Raw genomic sequence first — 21,314 nt, 5'->3', positions numbered from 1 at the left:
GGCCGCGCGCCGCGTCGTCCGCCGCACGGGAAGCCTCCGCCACCCGCACCTCCGACCCCCGCACAACTCACTCGTAGCTCACCCGTTCGGCAGACTCGTGTTGCCGGTACCGTCGCGCAGAGCACTTGGCTGCGACGTATCCTGCTCGGATACATCGCTGCGAGCCGGCCGGCGAAGGCACCATCCCCGCCCGCTCCCGGGACCAAGAGCTCGTCGGAAATCCCCTGACCGCAAGTGCCCCAATGGGGCGAACGTGGCCGTTCGACTGGAGATTGCAACGTGGCCGGGCGCATCGAGGACTACGCACTTATCGGAGACATGCAGACAGCGGCGCTGGTCTGCCGGGACGGCACGATCGACTGGCTGTGCCTCCCCCGCTTCGACTCACACGCCATTTTCGCCGGGCTGCTCGGCACCGAGGAACACGGCTTCTGGCGGATCGGGCCCGCCCACGCGGCCGACGCGGGGCCGCCGGCCGCCGCCCGCCGCCGTTACCGCGGGGACTCGCTCATCCTCGAATCCGAGTGGGACACCGACCGCGGCACGGTCAGGGTGACTGATTTCATGCCGCCGCGCGACGGCGCGCCCCAGGTGATCCGGATCGTCGAGGGCGTCAGCGGCCGGGTGCGGATGCGCTCGGCGCTGCGGATGCGTTTCAGTTACGGGCGCGTGGTGCCCTGGGTCCACAAGGTCGACACGCGCACGGTCGCGGTCGCCGGACCCGACTCGGTCTGGCTGGACGCCGACACCGAGACGTACGGCAAGGACCTGACGACGTACTCCGACTTCACCGTCGCGCCCGGTGACCGGGTCACCTTCACCATCAGCTGGCAGCCCTCGCACAAGGCCGAGCCCCCGCTGCCGGAGCCCGAGGCCGCTCTGGAGGCGACCGCGGAGTTCTGGAGCGACTGGGTCGAACAGTGCACGTACCACGGGCCCTACCGGGAGCCGGTGATCCGCTCGCTGATCACCCTGAAGGCGCTGACGTACGCCCCGACGGGCGGCATCGTCGCCGCGCCGACGACGTCGCTGCCGGAGGAGATCGGCGGCGTGCGCAACTGGGACTACCGCTACACCTGGCTGCGCGACGCGGCGATCACCCTGTCGTCGCTGCTGCGCACGGGCTACCGCGAGGAGGCGCGCGCCTGGCGCGAGTGGCTGCTGCGGGCGGTCGCGGGCGACCCGGAGAACCTCCAGATCATGTACGGCATCGCGGGCGAGCGCGAGCTCGGCGAGGCGGAGCTCGACTGGCTGCCCGGCTACGAGAACTCGACCCCCGTACGGGTCGGGAACGGCGCCGCGCACCAGTTGCAGCTGGACGTGTACGGCGAGGTCACCGAGGCGCTGCACCTGGCCCACATGACGGGCCTGACGCGCAACGACTACGCCTCGCTGCTCCAGCTCAAGCTGATCCGCTACCTGGAGGACCACTGGGACCAGCCCGACGAGGGCATCTGGGAGGTGCGCGGCCCGCGCCGCCACTTCGTGCACTCCAAGGTGATGGCGTGGGTCGCCGTCGACCGGACGATCAAGCTGATCGAGATGGGCGACGCGGACGGCCCGGTGGAGAAGTGGCGCGAGCTGCGCGACGAGATCCACCGCACGGTGTGCGAGAAGGGCTACGACCCCGAGCGCAACACCTTCACGCAGTCGTACGGGTCCAAGGAGCTGGACGCCTCCCTGCTGCTGATCCCGCAGGTGGGCTTCCTGCCGCCCGACGACAAGCGGGTCATCGGCACGATCGAGGCGATCCAGCGCGAGCTGTCCACGGAGGACGGTTTCGTCCTGCGCTACCCGACCGCGGGCGACCACGCCGGCCTGGACGGTCTGGAGGGCGACGAGGGCGCGTTCCTCGCCTGCTCCTTCTGGCTCGCCGACGACCTGGCGATGATCGGAAGGGTCGACGAGGCGCGCAAGCTCTTCGAGAAGCTGCTGGGGCTGCGGAACGACCTGGGGCTGCTCGCCGAGGAGTGGGACTCCCGGTTGCAGCGCCAGGTCGGGAACTTCCCGCAGGCCTTCAGCCACGTGCCGCTGATCGACACGGCACTGCGGCTGACGGCGAGCGGTGCGTACGGCGGCTGACTAGAGCAGCTTGCCGATCACCTGGCGGGCGGCGCGTTCCCCTTCGGTCGCGCCGCCCTCCATGAAGCCCTGGAAGTCGTAGCTGCAGTGCTCGCCGCCGATGTGGAGGTTCCCCTGCGCGGTGCCCTCGTAGCCGGCGTACCGGTGCAGGTAGCCGACGGGCCAGTAGGAGTACGCGCCCAGGGCGTACGGGTTGCGGTGCCAGGCGGACAGCTGCGCCTTCCCCGTCCACGTTCTCGACGTTCCCGGGAAGAACGCGTCGACTTCCCGGGAACGGCGCGCGGCCAGGTCCCGTACGTAGGGGTCCGCCTCGGTGGCGAAGGGCGTGGCCGGCGTCAGCGACCTGGCGAGCCTGCCGCTGCCGTACTGGATGAGGATGCCGCCGCTCCCGGGCTGCACCTTGGTGGTGTCCCAGGTCTGCTGTACGTCGCTGTCGGTGAAGCAGTCGCCCGCCGACACCCCGGGCCAGGGGCCCTCGCCGCGCCAGGGGCGCGCGGAGAACTGCATGTTGAGCTTGGTGCAGTCGCCCATGCGGGCGTCGCGCAGCAGGTTCGTCATGAGGGGGTCGAGCCCGGCGGCCGACAGGTCGAGGCGCTGGAGGACGGGCAGCGGCACGCACAGGATGGTCTGGTCCGCCGTGACGGTCGTGACCGTTCCGGCGTCGGTGAAGGTAAGGGTCTGGGTGCCATTGGCGTTGGCCCTTACCGCGGTGAGCCGCCTGCCCATCTGGATCGTGCCCGCGGGCAGTGACGCGGCGATGGCGCGCGGGAGCTGGTCGTTGCCGCCGACGACGTGGTACCGCTCGTTGGACAGGCCCCAGACGTTGAAGTGCCCGGGGTTCGGCTGGTAGCCCATCAGCAGGACCAGGGCGAGGGCGGACTGCTCGGTCGTCTCGACGCCGTACTCGACGTTGTAGGCGACGTCGATGAAGGCGCCGAGCGACGAGGTGTGTCCGCCGGGCACGCGGGAGTCGATCCACGCGCGGATCGACATGTTGTCCAGGGCGGTGCCGGCCGGCGTGCTCTGGTTCCACTTCACCTCGCCGGCTTCCTGGAGGTCCCGGTGGAGGGCCTGGAAGACGTCCTTGAAGTCCTCGTCGGCCTGCTCGCGCGGGTAGTAGGCCCCGTTGAACCAGAGGACCTCTTCGGCGCCCGCGGGACCGCCGCCCAGGAAGTCCTCCGTCGGCAGCCCGAAACGGCGGCAGAGTTCGAGGATCTTCTTGTGGCTGGTGTCGATCAGCTCGCCGCCGATCTCGGAGATCTGCCCGTGGGCCCAGTGGCTCCGCTGGGTCCACATGCGGCCGCCGACCCGGGACGGGTCGGCCTCGTAGAGCGTGCAGCCCAGGCCGGCGTCCTTGAGGGTGAGCGCGGCGGTCAGGCCGGCTATGCCCGCGCCGACCACGGCGATTCTGGGCGCCGCCGCGCCCTGGACCGCCGCCCGCACGGGCGCGGCCTGTGCGGTGAGGGCGGGACCGGCCAGAGCGGTGCCGAGGCCGAGGGCGGCGGCGCGGCCGAGCAGTTCGCGGCGGCTGGAGCCGCGGACCTCGGCGGCGGGCATGCCCAGCCTGCGGGCGGCGGCGTGCTCCGCGGCGAGCTGTCGCAGGGCGTGCATCATGTGCGAACGGGACATGGAGGGCTCCTCAGACGGTCGCGGCTGGCTGACTGGTCGGGCTGTCGTCGGTGCGCTCGGCCGCGTCCTCGAGGACGATGCGGCCGATGATCTCGTAGCGGTCGGGCTGCTTCGCCTTGAGGTAGAAGCCGAGTCCGAGACCGCCGAAGAACACCAGGCCGACGATCCAGGGGATCAGCTCGAAGAAGAGGGAGTCGGCGGCGAGTCCGGCCGCGGTCTCCATGTTGATCACGAGCAGGACGACGACGGCGATCATGCCGACGCCGCCGAGGAGCGGAGCGGTGAACGTCCTGAACCAGTGCCGGTCCTCCGGGTGGTTCTTGCGGAAGTAGCCGATCACCGCGAAGGAACAGAGCGTCTGGACGATGAGGATCGCCATCGTGCCGAGGATCGCCAGGAGTGTGTAGAGGTGGATGTACGGGTCCTCGCCGGCCAGCCAGAAGGCGGCGACGAGCGCGGTGGCGATGCCGGTCTGGACGTACGACGCGATGTACGGCGACCCGTGCGCGCGGTGTGTGCGGCCGAGGGCCGGGTGCAGGAAGCCCTCGCGGCCGATCGCGTACAGATAGCGCGACGCGCACTGGTGGAAGGCCATGCCGCAGGCGAACGAACCGGTGAGCAGCAGCCACTGGAACGCGTCCACGGCCCACGCGCCGATGAACGTCTCCGTCGGGTCGAAGAAGAGATCGAGCGGCGACGCGGAGGAGGAGACCTTGACCGAGCCGTCGAGGCCGTTGCCCGCGATCGTCATCCAGGAGACGTAGATGTAGAACAGCCCCACTCCGACCACCGAGATGAGGGTCGCGCGCGGGATGACGCGCTTCGGGTCGCGGGACTCCTCGCCGTACATCGCGGTCGACTCGAAGCCGACCCACGACCAGAAGGCGAAGAAGAGACCGAGTCCGGCGGAGGTGCCGGTGAAGGCGTTGACCGGGTTGACGGGTTCGAGCGGGATGCCGTCGGGGCCGCCCCCGGCGAGCAGGACCGCGGTGGCGACGGCGAAGAGGACGGCGATCTCGGCGACGAGCATGACGCCGAGGGCCTTGGCGGTGATGTTGATGTCGAAGTACGCGAGGACGCCCGTCACGGCGAGCATGCCGACGGCGTACACGATCCAGGGGATGTCGACGCCGAGCTGGTCGGCGACCGTCGTCTGGCCGAAGTAGGCGAAGATGCCGACGATCGACGCCTCGAAGACGATGTACGCGAGGACGGCGAGCATCCCGGACGCCATGCCGGCGATGCGGCCCAGGCCGTGCGAGATGTATCCGTAGAAGGCGCCCGCCGCGGTGATGCGCTTCGCCATGGCGACGTACCCGACCGAGAACACGGTCAGGACGAGGGTCGCGAAGAGGTAGCCGGCGGGGGCGCCCGTTCCATTGCCGAAGCCCACGGCGATAGGGAGATTTCCGGTCATCGCGGTGATCGGCGCCGCGGTGGCGACCGCCATGAACACCACACCGACCAGTCCGACGGAGTTCGCCTTGAGCCGCTGCACCTCACGTGCGGGTTTGTCAGACATGCCGCGCCCTCTCTCTTGTACGGGGGGCGACAGTCTTGGGCCGGGTGACGCAGACCACAATCGACACGGGGTAGCGCAAATGCGGTGCGGGGGCGACGAGTTGTCGGGCCGCCGGGCCGCCGGACCTGTCCCGTAACCGCAGGGTGATGTTCCTGGAACGGACACGCGGGTAGCGTCCACCGAATGCGGTGCCTTCCTTGGGCACGGCGGAAACACGTCACGAGGTACATCGCAGTGGACACGCAAGGCGGCATCACCGTGCAGCGGGCGCTGGAGCTGCCGGGGCTGCGCGGCGGACTGCCCGAGGTCGTCGCCGGCGCCGACCGGCTGAACCGCACCGTGCGCTGGGTGCACGCCGGCGAGGTGCCGAACATCGCCTCGCTGCTCAAGGGCGGCGAGCTGCTGCTCACGACCGGCCTCGGCCTCGGTACGCGCCCCGCCGAGCAGCGCGCGTTCGTACGCCGTCTCGCGGACCGGGGCATCGCCGCGCTCGTCGTCGAGCTGGGCCCGCGCTTCAGCCGGCTGCCCGCCACGATCGTGGAGACCGCGCGGACGGCCGGGCTGCCGCTGGTCCAGCTGCACCGGGAGGTGCCGTTCGTCTCGGTGACCGAGGAGGTCCACACCGAGATCGTCAACGGCCACTACACGCTTCTGCGGCGCGCCGAGGAGGTCCACCGGCGCTGCACGGAGGCGCTCCTCGGCGGCGGCGGGATCCCTCAGGTCCTCGGCATCCTGGCGGACTTCACCGCCAACCCGGTCTTCCTGGAGACGGCGGACGGACAGCTCCTCTACGCGGCCGGGCCCGAGCCGGGCGACGCGTGCGCCGACCCCCTCCAGGTGTGGGAGGGCCTGCGCGGTCAGCGGGAGGCGCGCGAGTCGGGGCCGCCGGCGAACGGCGTGCTGGTGGACGTGCCGGGCGGCGGCCACGGCGCGGGGGCGGTCAGGGCCAGGATCGCGCTCCTCGCGGTCTCCTCGCCCCTGCTGCCCGTGCACCGGATCGCGGCGGAGCGGGCGGCCGGGATCCTCGCCGTCGTGCTGATGCAGGCGCGGCAGGAGGAGGAGCTGGCCGCGCGGGGGCGCGGCGACTTCCTCACGGACCTCGCGGAGGGCCGCATCGCCGCCGAGGACGCGCCCGCCCAGGCCAGAGTGCTCGGCTTCAAGCCGGGCGAGGGGCCGCTGCTGCCCGTCGTGATGCGGCTCGCGGCCGAGCTGGCCCCGGCCGGCAACTGGGCGGTGCTGGCACGGGCCGTCCTGGAGGAGCTGTCGGCGGTCGGCGTGCCGGTCCTGCTGGGCGTACGCCCCGTGGAGGGCCGCGTCCCCCTCCTGCTCGGTCTGCGCTCCGAGTCGGAACGCACGGCGGTCGCCGACCGGGTGGCGGCGGCGCTGCGCGCCGGGGTGGAGCGCGCCGGCCTGGAACGCGCGGGCGCGCATCCTCCCGTCGTGGTCGTCGGCGTGGCGGGCGGCTGGACGGCGGCGTCGGCGGGCCTGCGCCACGCGGCGGAGACGGCGACGGCCGCCCAGGGTCTTTCCGACCGCCCCTGGTACGACGCCCGGCGCCTGGACATCGACCTGCTGCTGTGGCGTCTGCGGGAGCACCCGGACCTGGCGGCGTTCGTCGACCGGGCGATCGGGCCCCTGCGGGACCACGACCGCACGTCCCGCCCGCCCCTGCTGCCCACCCTCCAGACGTATCTGGCGCACGCGGGCCGCAAGGCGGAGACGGCCCGTGAGCTGCACCTGAACCGCCAGACCCTCTACAACCGCCTGGCCCGCATCTCCGAGCTCCTCGGCACGGACCTGGACGACCCGCAGACGGTCCTGGCCCTGAGCCTGGCCCTGCGCGCCCGCCGCCACACCACGTAGCCGGCCCGCCCGGCCCGGCAGTAGCTCTCCGCAGCCCCGCCCGCCCGAAGCCCGGCGGACCGGCCGCCGGTCACGGATGCCCCGCCACAGGACCCGGCCCGCAGATGCGCCGCCACGCCACCCCGCCGCCTCACCAGCCGGGCCGGGCCGCACGCCTCCCTAACCTGCCGCCGGCCGCCCGAGCCCCGCAGCGGGCCCGCCAGTTCGCCGTCCGGGCCGGGCCCGGCACGCTCGCCCCGTAGCACTGCCCCCGGCCGTCGAAGCCCCGCAGCCCACACCGACCGAACCCGCCCGCACCGCTGCGGCCGGTGCTGCCGTCGGCCGCCGAAGTCCCGCAGTAGCTCTCCGCAGCCCCGCACGCCCGGGCCCGGTCCGTCCGGCGCGGAGTCAGCCCGTCAGTTCGTCGTACACGCTCAGGACCTGCGCCACGGTCTCGTCCTCGGTGGGCCAGGTCGCCGCCTGCGCCCTGCCCGCCTCGGCGAGCGACAGCCGTCGCGCCGGATCGTCCAGAAGCCGTACGACGGCCCGCGCGAGCGCCCCGCTGTCGCCGTACGGAACCAGCTCGGCCGCGTCTCCGACGAGCTCCGGCACTCCGCCCACCGCCGTGGCGACCAGCGGGATGCCCGCCCGCAGCGCCTCCTGTGCCAGGACGGACCGCCCCTCCCACCGGCTGGCGAGCACGGCGACGTCGGCGGCGGCGAGGAGTTCCCCGACGTCGTCCCGCCGCCCGACGAGGCGCACCGGCAGCGACTCCGCCTCGATGCGCCGCTGGAGGGCGCCGCGCTCACCGCCCTCGCCGGCCACCACCAGCAGCGGCGCGGGGTCCATGTCCCGCCAGGTGCGCGCCGCGTCCAGCAGGGCGTCGTACCCCCGGCCGCGCACCAGGCTGCCGACCGCCATGACCAGCGGCCGCTCGACGGCTCCCAGGTCCGCCCGCGCCTTGCTCTCGCCGGAATCCTCGGGCGGCCTCGGCGCGGGCACACTGACGGGCGCCAGCCGCGCGTCGCGCGCGCCGCGGCTGCGGGCCCGGTCCACGAGGTCGGACGACGTGCCCAGCACCACGGCGGCCGCCCGGGCGGCCCTGCGCTCCAGCAGCCGCACGAGGTGACCGCGCGGACCGGCGTCGTCCGCCCGGGTGTGCCAGGTCACGACCAGCGGGACCCGCCGCCCCCGCAGCGCGAGCGCACTGCGCACGGCGGCGTGCAGCCCGTGGGCGTGCACCACGTCGGCCCCGGCGCAGGCCGCGCGGAGCGCCGCCACGGCGGCCGGATCACTGCGGCGCGGCACGGCGGCGAAACCCGCCCCGCAGCCGCCGAAGTCGTACGCGTCCTCCACTGCGGCAGGGGCGCAGACGACGACCCGCAGGCCGCGCGCGACGAGCCCGGCGGCCAGCGTCCTGACGTGCGCGGCGCTGCCCGCGCTGCCGCCGCCGAGCACGTGCACGACGCTCAGCGGCGTGCGACCGTACGGCGGGACCGGGGTGCTGCTCACGTCGCGGAGCTCCTGAGTCGGCGTCGAACGGACGTAGTGCGTCGCCCAGGATGCCAGCCCGCACGCGCGTTCCGGCACCGCGAAGGGGTCCGTCCCAGCTCGTACCTGACCGGCATCACCCACACGGGTGACCGGCGAGCCCGGGCGCACCCATGCGGGTGACACCGGGCACGCCGACCGGCGACCGGCGACCGGCGACCGGCGACCGGCGACCGGCGACCGGCGACCGGGACAACGACCCGAGCGGTGTCAGGCACCCCCGCGCGCGGCGGCCAGCAACTCCTCGGCGTGCGCCCGGGCGGTCTGCGAGTCCTCCTGGCCCGCCAGCATCCGCGACAGCTCACGGACCCGGTCCTCGCCCTCCAGGACGGTGACTCCGCTCCTGGTGACCGACCCGTCGTTGGTCTTCTCCACCAGCAACTGCCGGTCCGCGAAGGCCGCGACCTGCGGCAGGTGCGTCACCACGACGACCTGCGCCGACTTCGCGAGCTTCGCCAGCCGCCGGCCGACCTCGACGGCCGCCTTGCCGCCCACGCCCGCGTCGACCTCGTCGAACAGGTACGTCGGCACCGGATCGGACCCGGCGAAGACCACCTCCACCGCGAGCATGACCCGGGAGAGCTCACCGCCGGAGGCGCCCTTGGCGATCGGCCGGGGCTGCGCGCCGGGGTGCGGCGCGAGCAGCAGCTCCACCTCGTCGGCCCCGGACGCCCCATAGGCCACCAGGCGCCCGCCGACCTCGATCCCCTCGGGGTCCTCGGTCTGCCGTACGTCGATCGTGACGCGGGCGTGCGGCATGGCGAGCGAGGCCAGTTCCTCGGTGACCGCGTCGGCGAACCGCGCCGCCGCCTCGGTACGGGCGTCGGTGAGTGCCTGCGCCAGCCCGGCGAGTTCCTCCCGCAGCGCGTCGCGCTCGGCCGTCAGCTCGCCGATCCGGTCGTCGTCGCCCTCCAGCTCGGTCAGCCGTGCGACCCCGTCCTGCGCCCACGCGAGCACCGCTCCGACGTCCTCGCCGTACTTGCGGGTGAGCTGGGTGAGCGCCGCCCTGCGCTCCTCCACCGCGGACAGCCGCAACGGATCGGCGTCGAGGTTGTCGGCGTACCCGGCCAGCTCCCCCGCCACGTCGCCCAGCAGGATCCCGATCTCACCGATCCGCTCGGCGAGCGCGGCGAGCGCCGGGTCGTGCGACCGCACGGCGTCGAGCGCCCGGTGGGCCCCGGCGACCAGCGTGGTCGCGTCTACGCTCTCCGGGTCCTCCGGGTTCCCGGCGAGCGCGGCGTGCGCGACCGCCGCCGCCGACGCCAGCGCCTCGGCGTGCCCCAGCCGCTCCGCCTCCGCGGCGAGTTCGACGTCCTCGCCGGCCCGCGGTTCGACGGCCGCGATCTCGTCGAGCCCGAAACGCAGCAGGTCCGCCTCCTGCGCGCGCTCCCGCGCCCGCGTGGTCAGCTCGTCCAGCTCCACCGCGACGGCGCGCAGCCGCCGGTAGGCGGCCGCGTACTTCTCCTGGGGAACGGCGACGGCGTCTCCGGCATACCGGTCGAGCGCCTGCCGCTGCCGTGCCGGCCGCAGCAGGCCCTGCTGGTCGGTCTGGCCGTGTACGGCGACGAGGTCGTCCGCGAGCTCCGTGAGGAGCCCCACCGGCACCGACCGGCCGCCCACGTGGGCCCGTGACCGGCCCTCGGCCGAGATGGTCCTGCTGACCAGCAGCGCCCCGTCGTCGAGTTCCGCCCCCGCCTCCTGCGCCCGTACGGCGGCGGGCGCGCCGGCGGGCACGGTGATCCGCCCCTCGACGACCGCGGCCTTGGCCCCGATCCGGACGAGGGCGGGGTCGGCGCGCCCGCCGAGCAGCAGCCCGAGGCTGGTGACGACCATGGTCTTGCCCGCGCCGGTCTCACCCGTCACCGCGGTGAACCCCGGTGACAGCTCGACGACGGCGTCATCAATGACGCCCAGCGACCGTATCCGCATCTCCTCCAACACGGACACGACCTTACGAGGTCCGGAGGCCCCGTCGCGACGGCCCCCGCACCGACACTCTCCGCGCGCCCCCGCGCGCCCCGCCGGTACGAAGGGCCGGGGCGGGCAAAATCCCACCCCAGCCCGGGTCGTCGGCCCACCGGACCCGCCCGCGTCACCCTTCACGATGAATTCACTTGTCCGGGACCGGCGGCCGGGAATTCACCGGTTGCGGCGGGCGCGGGGACCGGAAGAGGACCGGGCACCGCGCCGCCGGGCGACGCGGGGGCGCCCCCGCGCGATCACCCTTCGAAGCGCCGTCCGGTACGCCGCCGTCAGTGCGGCGCGCCCCGCCACCCCGAAACGGGCAGGGCGAACTTGGCGACGAGCCGGTCGGTGAACGAGGCGTGGTGCAGCCGCGCCAGCCGTACGGGCACGGCGCCCCGCCGCACCACCACCCGCGCGCCGGACGGCAGTTCCACGGTCCGGCGGCCGTCGCACCACAGCACGCCGTGCGGCGTGTGCGGCTGCACCTCGACGGCGAGCACCGAGTTCGGCGACGTCACCAGCGGCTTCGCGAACAGCGCGTGCGCGCTGATCGGGACCATGAGCAGCGCCTCCACCTCGGGCCAGACCACGGGACCGCCGGCCGAGAAGGCGTACGCCGTGGAGCCGGTGGGGGTGGCGCAGACGATCCCGTCGCAGCCGAAGCCGGTCACCGGGCGGCCGTCGATCTCCAGCACGACTTCGAGCATCCGCTCGGGCGAGACCTTCTGCACGGCGGCCTCGTTGAGCGCCCAGTCCTCGTGCACGACGTCCCCGTTGTTGTGCACCAGGACGTCGAGGGTCATGCGCTCCTCGACCTCGTACGCGCGCGTGACGACGCGGTCGACGACCTTGTCGAGGTCGTCGCGCTCGGCCTCCGCCAGGAAGCCGACGCGGCCGAGGTTGACGCCCAGCATCGGCACCCCGGAGGCGCGCGCGAACTCGGCGCCGCGCAGCAGCGTCCCGTCACCCCCGAGGACGATCAGCAGTTCGCAGCCGTCGAGTACGGCGGGCGAGGCTTCCGCCACCGTCTCCACGGACGGCGGCAGCGGCAGGTCCGCCGCCTCCGCCGCCAGCACGCGCACACCGATCCCGCTGCGCAGCAGGCCCAGTACGACCAGTTCGGCGCTGCGGATCGCCGCGGGGCGTCCGGTGTGTGCGAGCAGGAAGACAGTGCGTGCCGCCCCGGGGGGCTCGGCAGACCTGTCCGTCGTCGTTGTCGTCGTTGTCAACTCGGCCCCTCCGCAACTGCACGGTCAACATCCGCCGGGTCGAGCTCGGGAGCACCGGCCCGGAGCCACAGAAAGTACTCGACGTTCCCCGAGGGCCCCGGCAGCGGACTGGCGGTGACGCCCCGTACGCCCAGGCCGAGTTCCCACGCCTGCCGGGCCACGGCCCGTACGGTCTCCGCCCGGAGTTCTGGGCTGCGTACGACGCCGCCGCTGCCCAGGCGGTCCTTGCCCACCTCGAACTGCGGCTTCACCATCATCACGAGGTCGGCGCCGGGCGCGGCGCACCGCACCAGCGCCGGCAGCACGAGGCCCAGGGGGATGAAGGACAGGTCACCGACGATCAGGTCGACCGCCTCCCCGTCAATCGTGTCGAGTGTCATTTCCCGCACGTTGGTACGGTCCTTGACGCTCACGCGTTCATCGGACTGGAGCGACCAGGCGAGCTGGCCGTATCCGACGTCGACGGCGACGACCTGCCGGGCCCCGGCACGCAGCAGCACATCGGTGAACCCGCCCGTCGAGGCCCCGGCGTCGAGCGCGCGGCGCCCCTGGACCTCCAGCCCCAGCGGTACGAACGCCTCCAGCGCGCCGGCCAGCTTGTGGCCGCCCCGCGAGACGTAGTCCGGGTCGCTCTCGTCCTTGAGCACCACGACGGCGGCGCTCGTCTCGACCTGCGTGGCGGCCTTGGTCGCGACGGCGCCGCCCACCTTCACCCGCCCCGCGGCGATCAGCTGGCTCGCGTGCTCCCGGGAGCGGGCGAGTTTCCGGCGGACCAGCTCGGCGTCGAGGCGGCGGCGCGCGACTCCTGCCACGATCGGTTCAGCTCCTGTTGTCGTACGAGGAAGGGGGCGCCGGAGGTCCCGGGCGTGCGTCCAGCGCGCTCAGCGCCTCACGCAGTCCCCGGTGTACATCCTCGTACACCTCGATGTGCCCGGCCGCCGGGAGGTGGTCGGCGTCGCCCAGCCGCTCCAGCAGCGCGTCGACGCCGTCGTGCCCGGTGGGGGTGCGCTCCACCCCGAGAGGCGCCGGCGCGGCCGGGTCGCGGGGCGCGACGGCGGCGGCCCCTGTGCCCTCCCCGGCCTCGTTCGGGGCGTACTCGGCGCCCTCGACCTCGTGGTTCATGCCCCGACGCTACCGCGAAGCCCTGGGGTACCGTCGATCCGATGGCTACGACGGAGGAGTGCCGCGGCGCACTCGACACACTTTCGGACAACCTGGCCCGGGCCGACGACGACGGCGTTCGCAGTGCCGCCGCGCTCGACCGTTCCCTGAGCTGTCACATCACGGATCTGGACGTCACGTTCACCGGCCGTCTCGCGGACGGCCGCATCGACGTGCGGGACACCCACGACGGCCCCCCGCGCGAGCGCGCCGAGATCCGTCTGGGCATGACCGGTGACGACCTGGTCGCCCTGGTCGGCGGCGAGCTGAACTTCGCCAGGGCCTGGGCCTCGGGCCGGGTGCGGCTGGAGGCCGGGTTCCGCGACCTGATCCGGCTCAGGAAGCTGCTGTAGCCGGGGCGGCCACCGCCCGGCCGCGCGCCTGCCGCGCCGCGGGGACCACCAGGGGGGTACCCGTCTCCGGGTCGTCGACGACCTGGCAGCGCAGCCCGAAGACCCGCTCCACCAGCTCGGCGGTGACCACCTCGGCCGGCGGTCCCTGCGCCACGACCGCGCCGTCCCGCATGGCGATGAGGTGGGTGGCGTAACGCGCCGCGTGGTTCAGGTCGTGCAGTACGGCGACGAGGGTGCGCCCCCGCGTCTCGTGCAGGTCGGCGCACAGGTCGAGCACGTCGATCTGGTGCTGGATGTCGAGGAACGTCGTCGGCTCGTCGAGCAGCAGCAGGGGCGTCTGCTGGGCGAGGGCCATCGCGATCCACACGCGCTGCCGCTGCCCGCCGGACAGCTCGTCGACGTACCGGTCGGCCAGCTCGCCGACGCCCGTCGACTCCATCGACTCCTCGACGATCCGCTCGTCCTCCGGCGACCACTGCCGCAGCAGCCCCTGGTGCGGGTAGCGGCCGCGCGCCACGAGGTCGGAGACGGTGATCCCGTCGGGCGCGATGGAGGACTGCGGCAGCAGCCCCAGCGTCCTGGCGACCTTCTTCGCGGGCATGGACCCGATGGCGGCGCCGTCGAGGAGCACCCGGCCCCGCGTCGGCTTGAGCATCCGTGAGAGCGCCCGCAGCAGCGTGGACTTGCCGCACGCGTTGGGCCCGACGATGACTGTGAACGAGTTGTCGGGGATCTCGACGGACAGGTCCTCGGCGATGACCCGCTGGTCGTAGGAGAGGGTCACCGATTCCGCGCTGAGGCGCTGACGCTGCACTGGCATGCTCCTGGAGTTCTTCTCGTTCGTCATATACGTCCCGCCTTGCGTTCGGTGACCAGCAGCCACAGCAGGTAGCAGCCGCCGAGGACGCCCGTGACGACGCCCACCGGCAACTGCGTGCCGCCGAGGCCGAGCTGGGCGATCCAGTCGGCGACCACCAGCAGCGCGGCGCCCATGCAGACGGAGGCGCCGAGGTTGGCCCCCGGCGACCGCGTCAGCCTGCGGGCGAGCTGCGGCGCGCTCAGCGCCACGAAGGCGATGGGTCCCGCGGCGGCCGTGGCGACGGCGATGAGCAGTACGGCGGACAGCATCAGCACGAGGCGGGCCCGTTCGACGCTCACCCCGAGGGCGTACGCCGCGTCGTCGCCCATCTCCATCATGCGCAGCGACCGCCCGTGCCCCAGCACCAGCGGGACGAGGACGGCGCACACGCCGAGCAGCGGCCACGCCTGCTCCCAGCCGCGCCCTTCGAGCGAACCGGTCATCCACACGGTGGCGCGGGTGGCGTCGAAGATGCTGGCCTTGGTGATCAGGTAGTGGTTGAGGGCCGTCAGCATGGCGGCCGCGCCGATGCCGACGAGCACCAGCCGGAAACCGTGCACGCCCCGCTTCCACGCCAGGAAGTAGACGGCCGCTCCCGTCAGCAGACAGCCGACGAGCGCTCCGCCCGTCACCGCGAGCGCGTCGCCCTTGAACAGCACGATCACGGTCAGCGCGCCGGCGGTGGCGCCCTGCCCGAAACCGATGACGTCCGGACTTCCCAGCGGATTGCGGGAGATGGACTGGAAGACCGCCCCGGATGCCCCGAGCGCCGCACCGACGAGCAGCGCGACGACGGCCCGCGGCGTGCGCAGCTCGGTGACGATGAACTCCTGTGCGGCGGTGCCGTTCCCGAGGAGCGTGCGCACCACGTCGCCCGGCGACATCGGGAAGTCGCCGCTGCCGATGAGGACGACGGCCATGCCGAGCGCCGCGGCCAGCAGCAGACCCGTGACCAGCAGCGCCCTGGGCTCGACCCGCAGGGAGAGTCCGCCGCGGGTGCGCACCGCGCGGGAGGCCCCGCTCCGGGACGAGTTCCGCGAGCGCGAAGGAGAGGTGACAGTCACAGTTGAGCCATCTTCCGGCGGCGTACGAGATGGATGAACACGGGCCCGCCGACCAGCGCGGTCACGATGCCGACCTGGAGTTCCGACGGCCGGGCCACGACCCGCCCGATGACGTCCGAGCCCAGCAGCAGGACCGGGGACAGCACGGCGGCGTACGGCAGGATCCAGCGCATGTCGGGTCCCGTGAGGGTCCGCACGAGGTGCGGGACCATCAGCCCGATGAAGACGATCGGCCCGCAGGCGGCGGTCGCCGCCCCGCACAGCAGCGTCACCGCGACCATCGCGAGCACACGCGTACGGGTCAGGTGCGCGCCCAGCGCCCTCGCCGTGTCGTCACCCATCTCCATGGCGTTGAGCGGCCGCGCGATCAGCAGCGCGAGCACGACACCGACGGCGACGAACGGCCAGACCTTGCCGATGATCTCCATGTCGGCGGAGGCCAGCGACCCGACGGTCCAGAAGCGGATCTGTTCGAGCGCGGCGGAGTCCATGAGCTGTACGGCGTTGACGTAGCCGTAGAGCGCGGCGGTCGCGGCGGTGCCGGCGAGCGCGAGCCGTACGGGGGTCGCGCCCCGGCTGCCACCGAGGACGTAGACCAGTACGGAGACGACTCCGGCGCCGGCGAACGCGAACCACACGTACCCGGTCAGCGAGGTGATGCCGAAGAAGCTGATGGCGGAGACGACGGCGGCCGCCGCCCCCGCGTTCACGCCGAGGATCCCCGGCTCCGCGAGCGGGTTGCGGGTGAGGCCCTGCATGACCGCGCCGGAGAGCCCGAGGGCCACCCCGACGAGCACGCCCAGGATGGTGCGGGGCACCCGCACGTCCCGGACGATCACGTCGTTGCCGGTCCCGGAGGCGTGGAACAGGCCGTGCCACACCTCGCCGAGCGCCAGCGGTTTGGCGCCGATCGCGATACTCGCCACGACGACCAGCAGCAGCACGCCGACGGCGGCGAACAGACCGGCGGCGCGTACGGCGTTGCGTCTGGGGGACGCGGGGGCGCGGGGGTCCGGCACCGCGCTCTGCTTGGGGGAACTCTCGACCAACACGGAGTTAGGTTAGCCTACCCTCGCATCCCGGCAAACGGCCGCGGCACCCCAGCGGAATCCCCCGGTCCGCCGCCTGCGGGCCCAGCCGCGCCCCCGTGTACTAGAACCCCACCCGCTCCAGCGCCTTCCCCGCGTCCAGTTCGCACGGACCGTCCCCGGCGTACGTCCAGGCCGCCGCGCACAGCGCACGCAGCCCGTCCAGCGCCTCGCCCTCCCCCTCGGCCACCAGCTCGCCGTCCCGCACCGCACCGGTCCAGCCGCCGCACACGAACCCGCCGTCCCCGTCCGCCACTTCCGGCTGCCCGGTGAGCAACCCCCGCAGATCCGCGTCCACATACGTCGGCCGGTACTTCGGCGCTGCCGCCAGCAGCTGAGCCGCGTCCGTCACCCCGGTCAGCACGAGCAGCGAGTCCACGCCACCGGCGTTCGCACCCTCGATGTCCGTGTCCAGCCGGTCCCCGACCACCAGCGGCCGCTCCGCGCCGGTCCGCAGGATCGTCTCGCGGTGCATCGGCGGCAGCGGCTTGCCCGCCACCTGCGGCTCGGCGCCGGTGGCGATCCGTACGACCTCCACCGCCGCGCCGTTGCCCGGCGCGATCCCGCGCGCGCTCGGAATCGTCAGATCGGTGTTGGACGCGAACCACGGCAGCCCCCGCGCGACGGCGTACGCGGCCTCGGCGAACCGGCCCCACGCCAGGTCGGGCCCGCCGTACCCCTGCACCACGGCCACCGGATCGTCGTCGGCCGACTCCACGGGAACCAGCCCGCGCTCGCGCAGCGCGACCCGCAGGCCCTCGCCCCCGACCACCAGCACCCGGGCCCCCTCCGGGACCTGATCCGCGATCAGCCGGGCGACCGCCTGCGCCGACGTGATCACATCGGCGGCCTCCGCCGGCACGCCGAGCTCGGTCAGATGCTCCGCCACCGCGTCGGGCGTCCGCAGGGCGTTGTTGGTGACGTACGCGAGGTGCATCCCGCCCTCCCGGGCCACCCCGAGCGCGTCCACGGCGTGCGCGATGGCAGCTCCGCCCGCGTACACCACGCCGTCGAGGTCCAGCAGAGCCGTGTCGTACGCCTCCCTCAGCGCACGCGCGCTCCCCCCGGGCCGGGTCCTGGTCTGCTGGCTCATTGCGTATCGCTCCTAGATCCTCGCTCGTCCCCCGATCATCGCGCATCGGGCGACCCCACTTACGATGCATCAATGAGTACACCTGGTCGGCCCGAGGAGGACCACGGCCTGCGCCTGGCCCCGTTCCGTGGACTGCGTTACGTCCCCGAGCGAGTGAGCAGCCTCGCCGCTGTCACGTCCCCGCCGTACGACGTGGTCGTACGGCCCGACGGCCTGCTGCACCTGGAATCGGCCGACCCGTACAACATCGTCCGCCTGATCCTGCCGCAGGCCGCCACCCCCGGCATCCGCAACCAGCAGGCCGCCGACACCCTGCGCCGCTGGCTGTCCGAGGGCGTGCTCGCCCCGGACCCGGAGCCGGCCCTGTACGTGTACGAGCAGCGCAGGGGCGACCTCCTCCAGCGCGGCATCATCGGCGCCCTCACCCTCAGCCCGCCGGCCGACGGCGTCGTCCTGCCTCACGAGGACGTGATGCCGCACGTCGTCGCCGACCGGGCGGGCCTGATGCGGGCCACCGCGACGAACCTCGAACCGCTCCTGCTGACCTACCGGGGCGACGGCGGAGAGACCGGCGTCGGCGCCGTCGTCGAACGCGCCGCCCTGCGCCCGCCGATCCTGGCCACCACGACCGAGGACGGCTTCAGCCACCGCCTGTGGTCCGTCACCGACCCCGCCGAACTGGCCGAAGCGACGGCCGGCCTGTCCGGCCACCAGGCGCTGATCGCCGACGGTCACCACCGCTGGGCCACGTACCTGCGCCTGCGGTCGGAGCACCCGGCCGGCAGCCCCTGGGACTCGGGCCTCGTCCTCCTCATCGACACGGCCCGCTACCCGCTCCAGGTCCGCGCCATCCACCGGCTGCTGCACCGCCTGCCGGTCGCCGACGCCCTGGCCGCGGTCGCGAACACCTTCCGCGTCCGCGAGGTGCCGGGCCCGCTGGCCGGGGCCCTGGATGCCCTGGCCGACGCGGCGACCGCCGGCAACGCGTTCCTGCTGGCCGGGGACGGGGCCTTCCACCTCGTCGACCGCCCCGACGAGGCGCTGCTCAGCCGTACGATCCCGTCCGGCAGCCCCGAGGCGTGGCGGACCCTGGACGCGACGGTCCTGCACGCGGCCCTCCTCGACCACGTGTGGTCCGTCCCCGACACCCCCGAGCACATCGCGTACATCCACGGCGCACAGGCCGCCGTCGAGCAGGCGGAACGCCACGGCGCCACCGCCGTGCTGATGCATCCGGTACGCGAGGAAGTCGTCCGGGACCTGGCCCGCCAGGGCGTCACCATGCCCCGCAAGTCCACCTCGTTCGGCCCGAAGCCGGCGACGGGCCTGGTCCTGCGCAGCCTCGACCTGAGCTGACCGGTCCGCAACGGGAAAAAGGGCGGCACCCCACCGGGGTGCCGCCCTCATTCAGCGCGTACGTCAGTCCTCGTCGCCCTCGACGACCTTCGGGCCGGCGGCGTCCTCGACGTCGTCCGCCGCGACGGTCTCCTCGGGCTCCTGGACCTCGTCGCCCTCTTCGTCGAGAGCGTCGACGAAGTCGACGCCGTCGAGCTCGGCGAGCCGGTCGGAAGCGTCCGTCGAACCGTCCTTGTCGGCCTCGATCGCCTTGGCGAACCACTCCCGCGCCTCGGCCTCACGCCCGGCGGTCAGCAGCGCGTCGGCGTACGCGTACCGCAGCCGCGCGGTCCACGACTGCACCGAGTTCGACGCCAGCTCGGGGCCCTGGAGCGTCACGATGGCGGCGTCGATCTGCCCCATGTCGCGCCGTGCGCCGGCCGCGACCATACGCATCTCGACCTGTCCCGCCTTGTCGAGCTTCGCCACCTCGGGCTCACCGGCCATCGCCAGTGCCCGCTCCGGCCGCCCGAGCCCGCGCTCACAGTCCGCCATGACGGGCCACAGCTCGACGCTCCCGGTCATACGGCGGGCGGCGCGGAACTCCGCGAGCGCCTCCGTGTACCGCTGCGTCGCGTACGCCGCGAAGCCCGCGGCCTCGCGGACGGCGGCCACGCGCGAGGCGAGCCTCAGCGCGATGCGCGAGTAGGCGTACGCCTCCTCGGGGTCCTCGTCGATGAGGTTCGCGACCATGACGAGGTTCTTGGCGACGTCCTCGGCCAGCGTCTTCGGCAGGCTCTGGAGCTCCTGACGCACGTCCTTGTCGATCTCGTGCCCCGTGACGTCCTCGGGGATCGGGAGCCGCTTGACGGGCTCGCGGTCGCGGTCGTCACGCTGCCCGCGGTATCCGTCACGGTCGTCACGGCGCGGCGCACGGTCGTCACGACGAGGACCACGGTCGTCACGACCGCCGCGGTATCCGCGCTCGTCGTCCCGACGCGGCGACCTGGACCGGTCGTCACGGGGGAACCCACCACGCTCGTCGTCCCGACGCTGATAGCCACCGCCACCACTGCTGGGACGGTCGTCCCGACGCTGGTAGCTGCTGCCACCACTCGGGCGGTCGTCACGACGCTGGTAGCCACCGCCGCCACCGCTGCTGGGACGGTCATCACGACGCTGGTAGCTGCTGCCACCGCTCGGGCGCTCGTCACGACGCTGGTAGCCACCGCCGCCACCGCCGCCACCGCTGGGACGGTCGTCCCGACGCTGGTAGCTGCTGCCGCCACTCGGACGGTCGTCACGACGCTGGAATCCAGCACCGCCACTGGGCCGGTCGTCACGACGCTGGTAACCGCCGCCACCACTCGGGCGCTCGTCACGACGCTGGTAGCCACCGCCGCCACCGCTGGGACGGTCGTCACGACGCTGGTAACTGCTGCCACCACTCGGACGGTCATCACGACGCTGGTAGCCACCACCGCTGGGACGGTCGTCCCTGCGCTGGAAGCCGCCACCGCTCGGGCGGTCGTCGCGACGGGGCGCGCGGTCATCGCGCCCACCGCGGAAGCCGCCACCACGCTCGTCGTCACGACGCGGACCACTGCTGGGACGGTCGTCACGACGCTGGAAGCCGCCACCGCTGGGACGGTCGTCACGACGCTGGTAACCGCCGCCACCGCTCGGACGATCGTCACGGCGCGGACCACTGCTCGGCCGGTCGTCCCGACGCTGGTAGCCGCTGCCGCCGCTGGGACGGTCGTCCCTGCGCTGGAAGCCACCACGGTCGTCGTCACGGCGCGGGCCGCGGTCGTCACGACCGCCGCGGAACCCACCGCCGCCGCCTGCCGGCCGGTCGTCACGACGCTGGAAGCCGCCACCGCTGGGACGGTCGTCACGACGCTGGTAACCGCCGCCACCGCTCGGGCGGTCGTCACGGCGCGGACCACTGCTGGGACGGTCGTCACGGCGCTGGTAACCGCCGCCGGCGGCCGGACGGCCACCGCGGTTGTCACCACCACGGTTGTCGTCGCGGCGCGGGCCACTGCTGGGGCGGTCGTCACGACGCTGGTAGCCACCGCCACCCCCGCCCGGACGCCCGCCGCGGTCGTCGTCGCGGCGCGGACCGCTCGGACGGTCGTCACGACCGCCGCGGAACCCACCGGTGGGGCGGTCGTCACGACGGAACCCACCGCGATCGTTGTCCCGGCGCGGCGCGCGGTCGTCGCGACCGCCGCGGTATCCGCCCCTGTCATCGCCGTCTCGCCGACGCGGCTCGCGCTCCGGACGATCGTCGGAAGAGTTGGTGGACATCGGTTGGCTCCTGTCGTGGGGTAACGCAGTCATTCTCGCGCAGTCGGCCATCCGACGCGCTTCGGAAAAACAAAAAGGACCCCTGGTCCAGCATGAACGCTGGACCAAGGGTCCTGAAAGATTGTTCGGCGGTGTCCTACTCTCCCACAGGGTCCCCCCTGCAGTACCATCGGCGCTGAAAGGCTTAGCTTCCGGGTTCGGAATGTAACCGGGCGTTTCCCTAACGCT

At 73.3% G+C, this 21,314-nt stretch carries 16 protein-coding genes, 1 rRNA gene and 1 pseudogene; 4 read left to right on the top strand and 14 right to left on the bottom strand.

Annotation, left to right across the window (positions count from 1 at the left end):
- Positions 1–279 precede the first annotated feature (279 nt).
- The gene (locus tag ACWGH0_RS30780) at positions 280–2,082 is read left to right on the top strand and encodes a glycoside hydrolase family 15 protein (protein ID WP_453407550.1); all 1,803 of its coding nucleotides are present in this window, start codon (positions 280–282) and stop codon (positions 2,080–2,082) included.
- Here the strand turns inward: ACWGH0_RS30780 and ACWGH0_RS30775 are convergent, their stop codons facing one another.
- On the bottom strand, positions 2,083–3,711 hold the full coding sequence (locus ACWGH0_RS30775; RefSeq protein ID WP_453407549.1) for an FAD-dependent oxidoreductase: 1,629 nt from the start codon (positions 3,709–3,711) through the stop codon (positions 2,083–2,085).
- A 10-nt stretch (positions 3,712–3,721) separates the two neighbouring features.
- Positions 3,722–5,233, bottom strand: coding sequence for an APC family permease (locus ACWGH0_RS30770; protein WP_453407548.1), 1,512 nt, complete (start codon positions 5,231–5,233; stop codon positions 3,722–3,724).
- Between the two features lie 234 nt (positions 5,234–5,467).
- On the opposite strand from ACWGH0_RS30770, the gene ACWGH0_RS30765 reads away from it, so the two are divergent.
- Positions 5,468–7,096, top strand: coding sequence for a PucR family transcriptional regulator (locus ACWGH0_RS30765; RefSeq protein ID WP_453407547.1), 1,629 nt, complete (start codon positions 5,468–5,470; stop codon positions 7,094–7,096).
- Positions 7,097–7,483: 387 nt separating this feature from the next.
- Here the strand turns inward: ACWGH0_RS30765 and ACWGH0_RS30760 are convergent, their stop codons facing one another.
- The 5 genes from ACWGH0_RS30760 to ACWGH0_RS30740 all read right to left on the bottom strand — a co-directional run bounded on the left by ACWGH0_RS30760 (position 7,484) and on the right by ACWGH0_RS30740 (position 12,942).
- Positions 7,484–8,587, bottom strand: a complete 1,104-nt coding sequence (locus ACWGH0_RS30760) for a glycosyltransferase family 4 protein (RefSeq protein WP_453407546.1) — start codon at positions 8,585–8,587, stop codon at positions 7,484–7,486.
- Positions 8,588–8,836: 249 nt separating this feature from the next.
- Positions 8,837–10,555, bottom strand: coding sequence for a DNA repair protein RecN (gene recN / locus ACWGH0_RS30755; RefSeq protein WP_453407559.1), 1,719 nt, complete (start codon positions 10,553–10,555; stop codon positions 8,837–8,839).
- Between the two features lie 323 nt (positions 10,556–10,878).
- Positions 10,879–11,820, bottom strand: coding sequence for an NAD kinase (locus ACWGH0_RS30750; RefSeq protein WP_453407545.1), 942 nt, complete (start codon positions 11,818–11,820; stop codon positions 10,879–10,881).
- Complete coding sequence (locus tag ACWGH0_RS30745) at positions 11,817–12,632, bottom strand: TlyA family RNA methyltransferase (RefSeq protein ID WP_453407544.1); 816 nt, start codon at positions 12,630–12,632, stop codon at positions 11,817–11,819. The genes ACWGH0_RS30750 and ACWGH0_RS30745 overlap by 4 nt, the downstream gene beginning before the upstream one ends.
- Positions 12,633–12,639: 7 nt before the next feature.
- Positions 12,640–12,942, bottom strand: coding sequence for a hypothetical protein (locus tag ACWGH0_RS30740; RefSeq protein ID WP_453407543.1), 303 nt, complete (start codon positions 12,940–12,942; stop codon positions 12,640–12,642).
- A 41-nt stretch (positions 12,943–12,983) separates the two neighbouring features.
- Here ACWGH0_RS30740 and ACWGH0_RS30735 point away from each other — a divergent pair, with 41 nt between their 5' ends.
- Positions 12,984–13,334, top strand: coding sequence for an SCP2 sterol-binding domain-containing protein (locus ACWGH0_RS30735; RefSeq protein WP_453407542.1), 351 nt, complete (start codon positions 12,984–12,986; stop codon positions 13,332–13,334).
- Here ACWGH0_RS30735 and ACWGH0_RS30730 read toward each other — a convergent pair.
- The 4 genes from ACWGH0_RS30730 to ACWGH0_RS30715 all read right to left on the bottom strand — a co-directional run bounded on the left by ACWGH0_RS30730 (position 13,318) and on the right by ACWGH0_RS30715 (position 17,438).
- Positions 13,318–14,154, bottom strand: coding sequence for an ABC transporter ATP-binding protein (locus tag ACWGH0_RS30730; RefSeq protein ID WP_453407541.1), 837 nt, complete (start codon positions 14,152–14,154; stop codon positions 13,318–13,320). The two genes, ACWGH0_RS30735 and ACWGH0_RS30730, sit on opposite strands and share 17 nt — an antisense overlap.
- Positions 14,155–14,177: 23 nt before the next feature.
- Positions 14,178–15,257 carry a FecCD family ABC transporter permease gene (locus tag ACWGH0_RS30725; RefSeq protein ID WP_453407540.1) on the bottom strand — a complete coding sequence of 360 codons (1,080 nt, stop codon included), beginning with the start codon at positions 15,255–15,257 and terminating at the stop codon, positions 14,178–14,180.
- Entirely contained in the window at positions 15,254–16,219 is a 966-nt protein-coding gene (locus tag ACWGH0_RS30720) for a FecCD family ABC transporter permease (RefSeq protein WP_453407558.1), read from the bottom strand. The genes ACWGH0_RS30725 and ACWGH0_RS30720 overlap by 4 nt, the downstream gene beginning before the upstream one ends.
- A 190-nt stretch (positions 16,220–16,409) precedes the next feature.
- Positions 16,410–17,438: an HAD-IIA family hydrolase gene (locus tag ACWGH0_RS30715; protein WP_453407539.1), complete on the bottom strand. Its 1,029-nt coding sequence runs from the start codon at positions 17,436–17,438 to the stop codon at positions 16,410–16,412.
- Between the two features lie 72 nt (positions 17,439–17,510).
- On the opposite strand from ACWGH0_RS30715, the gene ACWGH0_RS30710 reads away from it, so the two are divergent.
- Positions 17,511–18,794 carry a DUF1015 family protein gene (locus ACWGH0_RS30710; protein WP_453407538.1) on the top strand — a complete coding sequence of 428 codons (1,284 nt, stop codon included), beginning with the start codon at positions 17,511–17,513 and terminating at the stop codon, positions 18,792–18,794.
- A gap of 63 nt (positions 18,795–18,857) precedes the next feature.
- Here ACWGH0_RS30710 and ACWGH0_RS30705 read toward each other — a convergent pair whose 3' ends face one another.
- The 3 genes and pseudogenes from ACWGH0_RS30705 to rrf all read right to left on the bottom strand — a co-directional run.
- Entirely contained in the window at positions 18,858–19,589 is a 732-nt protein-coding gene (locus ACWGH0_RS30705) for a hypothetical protein (protein ID WP_453407557.1), read from the bottom strand.
- A gap of 321 nt (positions 19,590–19,910) precedes the next feature.
- Positions 19,911–21,086 (bottom strand): annotated as a pseudogene (locus ACWGH0_RS30700) (hypothetical protein); the annotation flags it as partial.
- 123 nt (positions 21,087–21,209) lie between these two features.
- Positions 21,210–21,314, bottom strand: a 5S ribosomal RNA gene (gene rrf, locus ACWGH0_RS30695); the annotation flags it as partial.

It is taken from the genome of Streptomyces sp. NPDC054887, from assembly GCF_053610585.1.
This window is presented reverse-complemented; position numbering and strand designations above follow the sequence as displayed.

What these genes read in the sequence shown, in the direction of transcription:
- recN (WP_453407559.1), bottom strand. Translation starts at nt 10,555, where the DNA reads ATGCGGATACGGTCGCTGGGCGTCATTGATGACGCCGTCGTCGAGCTG.
- ACWGH0_RS30770 (WP_453407548.1), bottom strand. Translation starts at nt 5,233, where the DNA reads ATGTCTGACAAACCCGCACGTGAGGTGCAGCGGCTCAAGGCGAACTCC.
- ACWGH0_RS30740 (WP_453407543.1), bottom strand. Translation starts at nt 12,942, where the DNA reads ATGAACCACGAGGTCGAGGGCGCCGAGTACGCCCCGAACGAGGCCGGG.
- ACWGH0_RS30730 (WP_453407541.1), bottom strand. Translation starts at nt 14,154, where the DNA reads ATGCCAGTGCAGCGTCAGCGCCTCAGCGCGGAATCGGTGACCCTCTCC.
- ACWGH0_RS30710 (WP_453407538.1), top strand. Translation starts at nt 17,511, where the DNA reads ATGAGTACACCTGGTCGGCCCGAGGAGGACCACGGCCTGCGCCTGGCC.
- ACWGH0_RS30735 (WP_453407542.1), top strand. Translation starts at nt 12,984, where the DNA reads ATGGCTACGACGGAGGAGTGCCGCGGCGCACTCGACACACTTTCGGAC.
- ACWGH0_RS30715 (WP_453407539.1), bottom strand. Translation starts at nt 17,438, where the DNA reads ATGAGCCAGCAGACCAGGACCCGGCCCGGGGGGAGCGCGCGTGCGCTG.
- ACWGH0_RS30775 (WP_453407549.1), bottom strand. Translation starts at nt 3,711, where the DNA reads ATGTCCCGTTCGCACATGATGCACGCCCTGCGACAGCTCGCCGCGGAG.